Source organism: Streptomyces malaysiensis subsp. samsunensis, assembly GCF_024519315.1.
Taxonomy (GTDB): domain Bacteria; phylum Actinomycetota; class Actinomycetes; order Streptomycetales; family Streptomycetaceae; genus Streptomyces; species Streptomyces malaysiensis.
Genome location: NZ_JANIIC010000128.1, coordinates 1 through 12,244, shown reverse-complemented (window position 1 = coordinate 12,244; position 12,244 = coordinate 1). Strand labels below are relative to the sequence as shown.

The following is a 12,244-nucleotide window of genomic DNA, read 5'->3' as shown; positions in this document are numbered from 1 at the left end:
CCCCCGCCCCTTCCCGAACCGGGGCTCCGCCCCGGGCCCCGCCGGGGCTGCGCCCCAGACCCCGTTCCGGGGGCTCCGCCCCCGAACCCCCGCCGGGGCTCCGCCCCGGGACCCCGCTCCTCAAACGCCGGAGGGGCTGGAAGGTACGGGTCCGCCCCCAACGTTCCTCGACCGGCCGAGGGTGCGGGGTAGGGCTCACCCCCGGCGGCTCCTAAGCACCGGAAGGACTGGAGATTTACGCCCCCGTCCCGCCCCTCTCCCTGGCCAGGCGTTCGTAGTAGCGCAGCAGTTCCACGTTGTCCACCGAGCCCGGGTTGACCGCCTTGTCCAGGGAGGTGCCCTGGAGGAGGCGTTTGACGGGGACCTCGATGCGTTTGCCGGTCAGGGTGTGGGGGACGCCGGGGACCTCGATGACTTCGTCGGGGACGTGGCGGGGGGAGAGTTGGGTGCGGATGGTGGTCTTGATGCGGGTCAGGAGGTCTTCGTCGAGTGTGGCGCCGGGGGCCAGGTGGACGAAGAGGGGCATCCAGTAGCCGCCGTCGGGTTGTTCTACGCCGATGACGAGGGATTCGCGGATCTCCGGGAGTCGTTCGACCGCCTCGTAGATGTCGGCGGAGCCCATGCGGACGCCCTGCCGGTTGAGGGTGGAGTCGGAGCGGCCGTGGATGACCACGGTGCCGCGGGAGGTCAGGGTGATCCAGTCGCCGTGGCGCCAGGCGCCGGGGAACATCTCGAAGTAGCTGTCGCGGTAGCGGCTGCCGTCGGGGTCGTTCCAGAAGCGGACCGGCATCGAGGGCATGGGCTGGGCGACGATCAGCTCGCCGACCTCGTCGATCACCAGATGGCCCTGCGGGTCCCACGCCTGGAGGTCGGTGCCGAGGCCGGGGGCCTGGAGTTCGCCGATGTAGACGGGGAGGGTGGGCACGGCGCCGGCGAAGCAGCTGCACACATCGGTGCCACCGCTGACGGAGGCGATCCACATGTCCTCGGCCACCTCGTCGTGGATCCACCGGAAGCCGTCGGGCGGCAGCGGGGAGCCGGTGGTGGCGACGCACTTGACCCGGGAGAGGTCGAAGTCGCGGCCCGGGTGGACATCGGCCTTGCGGCAGGCCATGACGTACGCGGCGGAGGTGCCGTAGAGCGTGGTGCCGGTGCGCTCGGCGACGCGCCACTGGGCGGCGGTGTCCGGATGGCCGGGGCTGCCGTCGTAGAGGACCACGGTGGCGCCGACCAGCAGCCCGGACACCAGGAAGTTCCACATCATCCAGCCGGTGGAGGTGTACCAGAAGAAGCGGTCGTCGGGGCCGAGGTCGCAGTGGAGGCCGAGCTGCTTGAGGTGTTCGAGCAGGATGCCGCCCTGGGACTGGACGATCGCCTTGGGCAGGCCGGTGGTGCCCGAGGAGTAGAGCACCCATAGGGGGTGGTCGAAGGGGAGTTGTTCGAAGACCGGATCGATCGCGTCGCGGACGATGTCGTCCCAGGCCAGTGCGGACTCAGGGGCCGGGGTGCCCAGCAGCGGAATGTGGACGACCGCGCGCAGGCTCGGCAGCTCGGCGCGCAGCTCGGACACGGTCGCGGTGCGGTCGTGGGTCTTTCCGCCGTAGCGGTAGCCGTCGATGGTGAAGAGCACCACCGGTTCGACCTGCTGGAAGCGGTCCAGGACGCTGCGGGCGCCGAAGTCGGGGGCGCAGGAGGTCCAGACGGCGCCGACGGCGGCGGTGGCCAGGAGGGCGACGGTGGCCTGCGGGATGTTGGGGACGTAGCCGCTGACCCGGTCGCCGGGGCGGACGCCGAGGCGGCGCAGCTCGGCGGCGACCGCGCCGACCTGGCCGCGCAGTTCGGCCCAGCTGACCGGGCGGGGCTCATGGATCTCGTCGACGTACAGCAGCGCGGGCTCGTCGGCGCGGGCGGGGTCCTCGGCGGCGCGCAGGGCGTGCTCGGCGTAATTGAGAGTGGCGCCGGGGAACCAGCGGGCGCCGGGCATGGCGGCGTCGGCGAGCACCCGTTCGTACGGGGTGGCGAAGCGCACCTCGAACCATTCGGCGACCGCCCGCCAGAAGGTCTCCAGGTCCTCCACCGACCAGCGGTGCAACGCGGCGTAGCTCGCGGTCGGGTCGTCCGGGCCGGGCGCGGGCGCGCCGTGGCGCTCGGCCGCCCAGGCGTGGAAGGCGGTCAGCCGGGACCGGGCGATCCGGTCCGTGCCGGGCTGCCACAGGGGGTGTGGCCGGTGGTCGGGCTGCGCTGCGGTGGTCATGGGTCTCGGCTCCCGGCTGTCCGCGTCGGATGTGTCCGCGTGTGTCCGTGGGTCGCACATCCGTCTCGTATGCGTCCGGTCAGGACGATGCCATGTGATCGACTCCCGCACCAGGGGCGCCACTCCACATCACAGGCCGGGATCATGTGCGGGGACCACAGGTGAACGGCAGTTGAACCATGTCCCCGCCGGGTGTCGGCAATGGCAGGCTGATCAGTATGGATGCGCGTGACCTGGTGCGGTCGGAGAAGCTGGTGCGGTCGGTGAAGGTGGTCTGCACGGCGCGGGGGCTGCGGTCACTGCGTTCGGCGTGGCGGCGTCGGCGTGCCGACGCGGTCGGGCTGCCCCGCCGGGGTACCGAGCTTGCCCGGGTGCCGGGTGAGGTGCAAGGGGCGGAGCCGGAGCCGGGGGGTGGGGTGGTGCGGTTCGCCCGGTCCTCGCTGCGGGTGCGGGTGACCGCGGGTGGGGCGGTGTTCTGCGGCTGGGACGGGGCCGAGCCGGAGCCGTCGTACGCGCTGGACGGGCCCTGTCCGGAGGCGGACGAGCGGGCGGAGCTGGAGCCGGACACCGGTGGCGGCTGGCGGGTGGTGTCCGAGCGGGTCACGGTGACGGTGTCGCGGAACGGCACGGTGGAGGTGCGCACCCCGGGCGGGGTGGTGCTGCGGCGGGATCTGCCGCCGCGCTGGTGGGAGCCGGCCGGGGCGCCGGGTCCGGCGGAGCCGGGGCTGGGCGGGGAGGGCGCGCGCTGGCTCCAGCGGTCCGAAGTGGCCGCGGACGCGCGGTTCTTCGGGCTCGGTGGACGGGCGTCGGGGCCCCGGCTGCGGGACGGGGTGTACCGGCTGTGGAACACCGATCCGGGCGGCAGCTTCGAGCCGGGCGACGATCCGCTGTATCTGACCATGCCGGTGCAGCTGGTGGTGGCCGACGCGGGCACCCATCTGGTGTTCCACGACAACTCCTGGGACGGCACGGTCACCCTGCGGGAGGGCGAGGAGGGCGCGGGCTCGGGCCACGACCGGCCCGGTGGCTGCCGGACGCGGATGGAGGGCGGCCCGCTGCGCTACTGGGTGATCGTGGGCACCCCGGCGCGGGTGCTGCACGGCTGGACGGCACTGACCGGCGCCCCGGCGGTGCCGCCGCGGTGGGCGCTCGGCCATCACCACGCGCGGTGGGGGTTCCGCGACGCGGAGGAGGTCCGGCGGGTGGCGGCGGGCTACCGGGAGCGCGAGCTGCCGCTGTCCGCGCTGCATCTGGACATCGACCACTTCGTCGGCCACCGGGTGTTCACGGTGGACGGCGCGCGGTTTCCCGATCTGCCGGGGCTCGCGGCCGAGCTGCTGGAGGACGGGGTGCGGCTGGTGTCGATCGTCGACCCCGCGGTGAAGGCCGAGCCGGGCAACGCGGTGTACGAGGGCGGGGCGGCGGAGGACGTCTTCGTACGCGACGCCCGGGGCCGTGAGGTCCGCGGGGTGGTGTGGGCGGGCGAATCGGTCTTCCCCGACTTCACCGATCCGCGGGCGCGCAAGTGGTGGGGCGGGCTGTACGCGGAGCGGCTGGCGCAGGGCTTCTCCGGGGTGTGGCACGACATGAACGAGCCGGTGTCGTTCGCCGCCTTCGGCGAGACCACGCTGCCACGCTCGGCCCGGCACGCCCTGGAGGGCCGGGGCGGCGACCACCGCGAGGCGCACAACGTCTACGGGCTGGCGATGGCGCGGGCCGGCTACGAGGGCCTGCGCGAGCTGCGCCCCGACGAGCGGCCGTTTCTCTTCTCCCGCTCGGGGTGGGCGGGGCTTCAGCGGTACGGGGGCAGCTGGTCCGGCGATGTGGCCACGGGCTGGGCGGGGCTGCGGGCCTCGCTTTCGCTGGTGATAGGGCTGGGGCTGTCCGGGGTGCCGTATTCGGGGCCCGACATCGGCGGCTTCACCGGCTTTCCGTCGCCGGAGCTGTATCTGCGCTGGTTCCAGCTGGGCGCGTATCTGCCGCTGTTCCGCACCCATTCGGCGATCTCGGCGGGGCGGCGGGAGCCGTGGGAGTTCGGGTCGGAGGTGCTGGAGCACGCGGCGGCGGCGCTGCGCGAACGCCGGCGGCTGCTGCCGTACTTCACGACGCTGGCGCAGCTGGCCGCGCGCACCGGCGCCCCGTATGTGCGGCCCGTGTGGTGGCGGACGCCCAAGGACCGGGCGCTGCGCGACTGCGAGGACGCCTTTCTGCTGGGGGACGCGCTGCTGGTGGCGCCGGTGCTGGAGGAGGGCGCCCGCAAGCGGCCGGTCCGGCTGCCGCGCGGCCGCTGGTACGACACGGTGACCGGCCGGGCGTACCACGGCCCCGGCAAGGTGGTCCTGGACGCCCCGCTCTCGGGGATCCCGGTGCTGGCCCGGGCCGGTTCTGTGGTGCCGGTGACGGGGCCGGACGGCGGGGTGCAGCTGGAGGTGTGGACACCGTGCCAGGGGCGCAAGGGCGCGGGCGCGGGCACGCTGGCCGTGGACACGGGCGACGGCTGGAAGAAGCCGGAGCTGCTGCGCTTCGCCACCCGGCTGCGGGACGGCGCGGTGACGATCGAGCGCGAGGACGGCGGCGAGGTAGGGTACCCGGTGCGGGTGCGGGGCGAGGCCCCGCCGGAGGACGGCAAGCCGCCGCGGCGCACGAGTTGAGGGACCCGTCGCGCCGGATGCCGCTCGCCTCGGCGGCATGGCGGATGCGGCGCGGGCCCGAGCGGGGTGAGCGTGTCCTGCCGGATCCGCCGCCATGTGGGTGCCTTGCCGGATCCCCCTTGCGGAAGCCGGGTGAGCCGCCGTATGGCCGCCTCCCCCGAGCCCGCCGGGCGGGGCCGTCCCGCTACGGCCCGTCCGGTCCGCGCGCCCCGGCGGACGCGGGCGAGGGCGGAAGAGGGCCACGGCGGAAACGGCGCGCCCCGGCGCGGAAGCGGGCGCCGACGGGACGTGCGGGCGGGCCGGTCGGGCGGGGTGCGGGCGATCCGCGCGTAAGCCCGGCGCCACGGGCATCAGCGGATGGCCCACGGTGCGGGCGTCGGCGGATACCCCGCGACGCGGGCTCGTGTCCATGGGCTTGTTTTCGCTTCCGGGGGTGGGATAAGTGATGGGCATGCCAAGACTCGCCGCCGCGCTGCGTGCGCTCGCCCTGCCCGTCGCCGCTCTGCTGGCCGTCGCCCCGTCCGCCCCGGCGCAGGCGAAGCCGGAGCCGAAGGCCCCGAAGGAGTTCGTGGCTCTCAGGGACGTCGATCCGACGATCCTGGAGGAGATCCGCTACTTCACACCGCACAACTTCACCGGCGATCCGGTGGACGGCTACCGCCGGCCGATGTGCCTTCTGACCCGCCCGGCCGCCGAGGCGCTGCATCAGGCGCAGCGTCAACTGCTGCGGCAGGGCTACACCTTGAAGGTGTACGACTGCTATCGGCCGCAGCGCGCGGTGAACGACTTCGTGGAGTGGGCCAAGGACCTGGGCGACCAGCGGATGAAGGGCGAGTTCTACCCGGAGGTCGACAAGACCCGGCTGTTCGAGGACGGCTATATCGCCGAGAAGTCGGGGCACAGCCGGGGCAGCACCATGGATCTGACGATCGTGCGGCTGCCCGCGCTGCCCACCCGCCCCTATGTGCCGGGCGAGAAGCTGGTGCCCTGCTACGCGGCCAAGAAGGACCGCTTCCCGGACAACTCCGTGGACATGGGCACCGGATACGACTGCTTCGACACGCTCTCGCATACGCTCGACCCGCGGATCAAGGGCGCACAGCGGGCCAACCGGCTGCTGCTCAAAGGGACGTTGGAGAAGCTGGGGTTCGTCAATCTGGCCGAGGAGTGGTGGCACTACACCTACAAGCCGGAGCTGTTCCCGGACACCTACTTCGACTTTCCGGTCTCGCGCCGCTCGCTGACCGGCTGAGCGGGCTTCACAGCCGTCCGCCCGCGGGGTCCGAGGACAGCCGCTGGGCGATGTACACGGGCACCACGGACACCACGATGAGCAGCGCGGCGACCACGTTGACGACGGGGGCCTGGTGGGGGCGGGCCAGGTTCTCGTAGATCCAGATGGGCAGGGTGCGGGTGCCGGGCCCGGCGGTGAAGGTCGTGACGACGATCTCGTCGAAGGAGAGCGCGAAGGCCAGCAGCCCGCCCGCGAACAGCGCCGAGCGCATCGCGGGGAAGGTGACGTACCGGAAGGTCTGCCAGGAGCGCGCCCCGAGGTCCGCGGAAGCCTCGGCCAGGGAGGGCGCGATCCGGCGCAGCCGGGCGCCGATGTTGTTGAAGACGATGACCACGCAGAAGGTGGCGTGCCCGACGACCACCGTGAACAGGCCGAAGCCGACGCCGATCGGGTCGAGGACGGTGCGGAAGGCGGCGTTGAGGGCGATGCCGCTGACGATGCCGGGCAGCGCGATCGGCAGGACGAGCAGGAAGGACACGGTCCGCCGCCCGAAGAAGCGGTGGCGGTGGACGGCGTACGCGGCGAGGGTGCCGAGCACCAGGGCGATCGCGGTGGCGGCGAGTCCGGCCTTGAGCGAGGTGAGCAGGGCCTCGCGGGCGCCGTCGCTGTGCAGGGCGGCCCGCCACCAGCGGCCGGTGAGGCCGCTGGGCGGCCAGCCGAAGGAGCGGTCGGCGTTGAAGGAGTTGAGCAGGACCAGCAGCAGCGGGACGTAGACGATCGCGAGACCGGCCGCGGTGACACAGCCGAGGATCACTCGGGCGGTGCGCGACACGCGCAATGCAACCACCTCCTGGAACGACTGGAACGACTGGAACGACTGGAGCGACTGAGCGGCTAGAGCGAGTCCAGGGCGCCCGCACGGCGTACGGCGGCCAGATAGCAGACGATGAGGACCACGGGTACGGCGGAGAGCGCGGCGGCCATCGGCAGGTCCAGGGTGACCTGTGCGGCGATGACATTGCCCAGCAGCTGGGTCTTGCCGCCGACGATCTGCACGGTGAGGTAGTCGCCCAGGCTGAGCGAGAAGGTGAAGACGGATCCGGCGAGTACGGCGGGGCGCACGGCGGGCAGGACGACGGAGCGCAGGGTCCGCCAGGCTCCGGCACCGAGGTCGGCGGATGCCTCCAGCATCCGCTCGGGGAGCCGTTCGAGGGCCGCGTACACCGGAAGGATCATGTAGGGCAGCCAGAGGTAGGCGAGCACGACGATGACGGCGGTGGTGCCGTAGCCCGGTCCATGCAGTCCGAACGGGGCGAGGGCGGCGCCCACGACGCCGTCCTCGCCGAGCATGACCCGCCAGGCGTACGCCTTGACCAGATAGCCGGCCCACAGCGGGGTGAGCACGGCGACCAGCAGCGGCCGCCGCCAGCGCCGGCCCGCGATCCGCGCCATGACGAAGGCCATGGGCAGGGCGAGGAGCGCGTCGATGACGGTGACGGCGACCGCGATGGACAGCGTGCGCAGGGCGATGGTGCGGTAGACGGGGGTGGTCAGCAGCTCGTGGAAGTTGTCGGTGTTCCAGGTGTGGACGACGTCGGAGGTGAAGGAGTCGGTGGCCCAGAAGGCCGACAGCAGCAGGATGGCGAGCGAGCCCAGATAGGCCAGGGTCAGCCAGAGCAGGGGCGGTGCGAGGAGCGCGGTGAGGCGCAGCCGCGAGCCTGGGGTGGGCGCGGCGGGCATCTCAGCCCTTGACCTCCGTCCAGGCCCTGGTCCACTGGGCGTAGTCGGTGCAGGTGGTGTCCTTACGGCCGTCGAGGCACTCCTTGATGGGCGTGGTCCAGAAGTGGACCCGCTGGAAGTACTTCTCGTCGTCCGCGTGGAAGATCGCGCAGTGGTCGGGGGCGGAGGTCTCGGCGCACGCCTTACGGTTGGACGGAGCCTCGCCGAAGTACTCGGCGACCTGGGCGTTGACCTTGGGCGAGACGATCCAGTCGAGCCACTTGTAGGCGCAGTTGGGGTGCTCGGCCTTGGCCGACACCATCCAGGTGTCGGACCAGCCGGTGGCGCCCTCCTTGGGGAGCACCGCCTTGACCGGGGCCTTCTCGGCCTTGGTGAGGTTGGCGATGACCTGCCAGGTGGTGCCGATGACGCTGTCGCCGCCCTTGAAGGCGGTGATCTCCTTCTGGTAGTCGCTCCAGTACTCCCCCACCGCCTTGTGCTGCTTCTTCAGCAGGGCGACGGCGGCGTCGAGTTGCTTCTGGTCGAGCGCGTAGGGGTTCTCGATGCCGAGGGAGGGCTTGGCGCGCATCAGATAGAGCGCGGCGTCCGCGATGTAGATGGGCGAGTCGTAGGCGGTGACGTGTCCCGCGTAGCGCGCGGATTCGTCGAAGACGGCGCGCCAGGAGTCGGGGGCGGGGGTGACCTTGTCGGTGCGGTACATCAGGAGGTTGGCGCCCCGGCCGTGCGGAATGCCGTACATCCGGCCGTCCTTGGAGTTGAACGGCTGGTTTTTGAGGGCCGGGAAGACGTCCTTGTAGTTGGGGACCAGCTTGGTGTTGACGGGGGCCGCGTCGCCGGAGGCGATGAGGCGCAGGGTGGCGTCGCCCGAGGCGGAGACCGTGTCGTACTGCCCGGTCTTCATCAGCGAGACCATCTCGTCGGACGTGCCGGCCGTCTTGGTGTTCACCTTGCAGCCGGTCTTCTTCTCGAACGGGTGGACCCAGTCGACCTCGGGGTCGTTGGAGCCGTCCTCGGCGTAGCCGGCCCAGGCGATGATGTTGACCTCGCCTTCGCCCTTGCCGAGCTTGTCGGGTGCGTGGCCGCCCTTGCCGTCGTCGTCGCCGGAGCCGCACCCGGCGGCGGTCAGCAGCAGCGCGCAGACGGCGGCCGCGGACCTCCAGGCAGACGTCTTCCGTTTCCGCATCCGGTCCTCCTCGTCCCACTTGGCACTTGAGGCTCGGCCAGTATCGGGCGGGTGGTATGCCCCCGCCAGGGTGCCGTCGGCAATGACAAGGTCAACTCGGTACGGGGAAGGCGTCCCGCTCGTCCCAGGAGAGCCCGATCTCACCGTCCGGGCGGGCGGATTGGGGCAGTCCGGTCAGGTTCTGGCGGTGCACGGTGAGCCGGTCGCCGTGCGGAAGCGCGATGGTGAAGCGGGTGTGCGCCCCGGCGTGCACGATATCGGTGATGCGCCCCGTGACGGTGCGCCGGCCGTCGGCGGAGGCCGCGGCGGGCGGTTCGGCGGGGTCGGTGAGCAGGATCCGCTCGGGCCGGATGGAGTAGGTGCCGGGGCGGCCCACGACGCGGACCGCGGCCTCGCCGCGCAGCAGGTTGGTGGTGCCGACGAAGCCCGCGACGAAGGCGGTGGCGGGGCGTTCGTAGACCTCGACCGGCGGGCCGGTCTGCTCGATGCGGCCGTCCCGGACCACGGCGATGCGGTCGCTCATGGTCAGCGCCTCGTCCTGGTCATGGGTGACCAGGAGGAAGGTGATACCGGTGGTCCGCTGGAGCTCCTTGAGCTCGGTCTGCATCTCCTGCCGGAGCGCTAGGTCGAGCGCGCCGAGCGGTTCGTCGAGCAACAGCACGGCGGGCCGGTCGACGAGGGCGCGGGCGAGGGCGACGCGCTGGCGCTGGCCGCCGGAGAGCTCGGCGGGGCCGCGGGAGGCGAAGCCGTCCAGCCGTACGGTGGTCAGCGCCTCGCGGGCGCGGGCGAGCCGCTCGGCCTTGCGGACACCGCGCACGGTCAGGGCATAGGCGACGTTCTGCTCGACGCTCATATGCGGGAAGAGCGCGTAGTCCTGGAAGACGGTGTGCACATCGCGGCGGTTGGGGGGCGTCGCGGTGACGTCCTGTCCGGCGAGTTCGATACGGCCGGCGGTGGGCTGTTCGAAGCCCGCGACCAGGCGCAGCAGAGTGGTCTTGCCCGAGCCCGAGGGGCCGAGCAGGGTGAAGAACTCGCCCTCGTGGACGGTGAGATCGACGGCGTCCACCGCGCGCACCGCCCCGAAGTCCTTGGTGACGGCCTCGAGCCGGACGGCCGTGCGCGTCGTGGTCCCGGTCCGCGTCCTGGTCTCCGTCTCCGCCATCGACCGCTCCCCTCGCCCTTCGGCTGATCAGACCCGTGATCGCGGCCCGTGATCGCGGTCACTGTACCGGGGTTACGCGCGATACGGTCCCCGTGCCACACTTCTGACACATCGTCAGTTACGAGGTATCGGGAGGGGCCGTGTCCCCCACACGAGTGCCCGTGGTCGACGGGTGGTTCTCCGGCGAGGGCGGGGAGTTCCGGCTGCTGGGGACGTGCTGCCGGGGCTGTGGCGCGGTGTACTTCCCGCGCGAGGACGCCTTCTGCCGCGCCCCGGGCTGCGCGGGCGCCGAACTGGAAGAGGTGCCGCTGTCCCGGCGCGGCCGGGTGTGGTCCTTCACCGACGGCCGCTACCGGCCGCCCGCCCCCTATCCGTCCGACCCCGAGCGCGCCTGGCAGCCGTACACCCTGATCGCCGTGGAGCTGGCCGCCGAGCGGATGGTGGTGCTGGGGCAGGGCGCCCCCGGGGTCACGGTGGCCGATCTGGCCGTCGGCATGGAGGTCGAGGTGGTGCCCGGGGTGCTGGCCGAGGAGGGCGGGCGCACCCTCACCACCTGGCACTGGCGGCCCGTCCCCGGGGAGGCGTCATGACCGGTGAGGTGGCGGTGCTCGGCGCCGGGATGCACCCCTGGGGGAAATGGGGCCGCGGCTTCGTGGAGTACGGCACGAAGGCGGCGCGCGCCGCGCTCGCGGACGCCGGGCTCGAATGGTCCGCGATCCAGTCCGTGGTGGGCGCCAACACCGTGCGCTGCGGCTATCCCGGGCAGGTCGCGGGCGCGACCTTCGCCCGGGCGCTGGGCTGGCAGGGCGCCCGCGTCACCAGCGTGTACGCGGCTTGTGCGTCCGGTGCGCGGGCCATCGACACCGCCCGCGCCCAGATTCTGTCCGGGATGGCGGACACCGTTTTGGTGGTGGGCTCCGACGCGGCGCCCAAGGGTTTCTTCGCCCCCGCCGGCGGTGAGCGGCCGGACGATCCCGACTGGCTGCGCTTCCGGGTGCTGGGCGCCACCAACCCCGCCTATTTCGCGCTCTGGGCGCGCCGCCGGATGGCGATGTACGGCGACACGGCCGAGGACTTCGCGCGGGTGAAGGTCAAGAACGCGGCGGCCGGCGCCGCCAATCCGTACGCCCGCTACCGCTCCCCCGTCACCGCCGAGGAGGTCGCCGCGTCCCCGGTGGTCGCCGATCCGCTGCGGCTGCTGGACATCTGCGCGACCTCCGACGGGGCTGCGGCGCTGGTGCTCGGCAGCATGGCGACGGCGCTGCGGCTCGGGATGAGCCGCCCGGTCCGGATCCGCGCCGTCTCGTCGGTCTCCCCCACCCATCCGCGCACCGCGCTGGATCTGCCGGACATCGCCACCGACTCCGCCCCGCCGGGCTCCCCCGCCGCCGACCCGTTCCGGCCCTCCATCGCGCGGGCCGCGTACGAGGAGGCGGGTCTCGGACCGGAGGATCTGTCGCTGGCCGAGGTGTACGACCTGTCCACCGCCCTGGAGTTGGAGTGGTACGAGGACATGGGGCTGTGCGGGCCCGGGGAGGCCGCGAAGCTGCTGCGCGAGGGGGCCACTTCGCTGGGCGGGCGGATCCCGGTCAATCCGAGCGGGGGGCTCGCGTCCTTCGGGGAGGCGGTCCCGGCGCAGGCCATCGCCCAGGTCTGCGAGCTGACCTGGCAGCTGCGCGGGCAGGCGGGCGAGCGGCAGGTGGCGGGGGCGAGCGCCGGAATCACCGTCAACCAGGGGCTGTTCGGGCACGGTTCGTCGGTCGTCGCGGTCCGCTGAGAGAGGCTCGGAGGTGCCCGTGCGTGCCCCGATACCGGCGCGACGTCCTTACGGTCGTCACGAACACCGTTGCCGTCCATCACCTTGACGCCCCCTGACCCCCGGTGAACACTGCTGCGGTGTCAGTCGGCGTCGCCGCGCGCAGGCTTTCTCGACGCTCACCCCCCATGGGCGATTCCGATGCATCCGCACGCTCGAAAAGACCCAGCACGGAGGACCGGGGCGGCCCGCCCCGGGTGAGGT

General features: G+C 72.5%; 9 protein-coding genes. 4 read left to right on the top strand and 5 right to left on the bottom strand.

Features of this window, described 5'->3' with window-relative positions; translation table 11 throughout:
• Positions 1 to 235 precede the first annotated feature (235 nt).
• Positions 236 to 2,254 (bottom strand): acetoacetate--CoA ligase, encoded by a 2,019-nt coding sequence (locus tag NQU54_RS47165; RefSeq protein ID WP_257636420.1) that lies wholly within the window; start codon positions 2,252 to 2,254, stop codon positions 236 to 238.
• Positions 2,255 to 2,472: 218 nt separating this feature from the next.
• Here NQU54_RS47165 and NQU54_RS47160 point away from each other — a divergent pair, with 218 nt between their 5' ends.
• Positions 2,473 to 4,905 carry a glycoside hydrolase family 31 protein gene (locus NQU54_RS47160; RefSeq protein ID WP_257636419.1) on the top strand — a complete coding sequence of 811 codons (2,433 nt, stop codon included), beginning with the start codon at positions 2,473 to 2,475 and terminating at the stop codon, positions 4,903 to 4,905.
• Positions 4,906 to 5,356: 451 nt separating this feature from the next.
• On the top strand, positions 5,357 to 6,157 hold the full coding sequence (locus NQU54_RS47155; protein ID WP_069871553.1) for a M15 family metallopeptidase: 801 nt from the start codon (positions 5,357 to 5,359) through the stop codon (positions 6,155 to 6,157).
• A 7-nt stretch (positions 6,158 to 6,164) separates the two neighbouring features.
• On the opposite strand, the gene NQU54_RS47150 is transcribed toward NQU54_RS47155, so the two are convergent.
• The 4 genes from NQU54_RS47150 to NQU54_RS47135 all read right to left on the bottom strand — a co-directional run bounded on the left by NQU54_RS47150 (position 6,165) and on the right by NQU54_RS47135 (position 10,224).
• Positions 6,165 to 6,977, bottom strand: coding sequence for an ABC transporter permease (locus NQU54_RS47150; RefSeq protein WP_069871476.1), 813 nt, complete (start codon positions 6,975 to 6,977; stop codon positions 6,165 to 6,167).
• Between the two features lie 56 nt (positions 6,978 to 7,033).
• A complete protein-coding gene (locus NQU54_RS47145) occupies positions 7,034 to 7,879 on the bottom strand; it encodes an ABC transporter permease (protein ID WP_257636418.1) in 846 nt (281 codons plus the stop codon).
• A gap of 1 nt (position 7,880) precedes the next feature.
• The gene (locus NQU54_RS47140; protein WP_257636417.1) at positions 7,881 to 9,062 is read right to left on the bottom strand and encodes an ABC transporter substrate-binding protein; all 1,182 of its coding nucleotides are present in this window, start codon (positions 9,060 to 9,062) and stop codon (positions 7,881 to 7,883) included.
• A 91-nt stretch (positions 9,063 to 9,153) separates the two neighbouring features.
• Positions 9,154 to 10,224, bottom strand: a complete 1,071-nt coding sequence (locus tag NQU54_RS47135; RefSeq protein ID WP_167500238.1) for an ABC transporter ATP-binding protein — start codon at positions 10,222 to 10,224, stop codon at positions 9,154 to 9,156.
• Between the two features lie 140 nt (positions 10,225 to 10,364).
• Between NQU54_RS47135 and NQU54_RS47130 the strand changes: the two genes are divergently transcribed.
• Together NQU54_RS47130 and NQU54_RS47125 are read left to right on the top strand one after the other, a co-directional pair.
• The gene (locus tag NQU54_RS47130) at positions 10,365 to 10,814 is read left to right on the top strand and encodes a Zn-ribbon domain-containing OB-fold protein (RefSeq protein WP_102933730.1); all 450 of its coding nucleotides are present in this window, start codon (positions 10,365 to 10,367) and stop codon (positions 10,812 to 10,814) included.
• Positions 10,811 to 12,001 carry a lipid-transfer protein gene (locus NQU54_RS47125; RefSeq protein WP_257636416.1) on the top strand — a complete coding sequence of 397 codons (1,191 nt, stop codon included), beginning with the start codon at positions 10,811 to 10,813 and terminating at the stop codon, positions 11,999 to 12,001. The genes NQU54_RS47130 and NQU54_RS47125 overlap by 4 nt, the downstream gene beginning before the upstream one ends.
• Positions 12,002 to 12,244 lie beyond the last annotated feature (243 nt).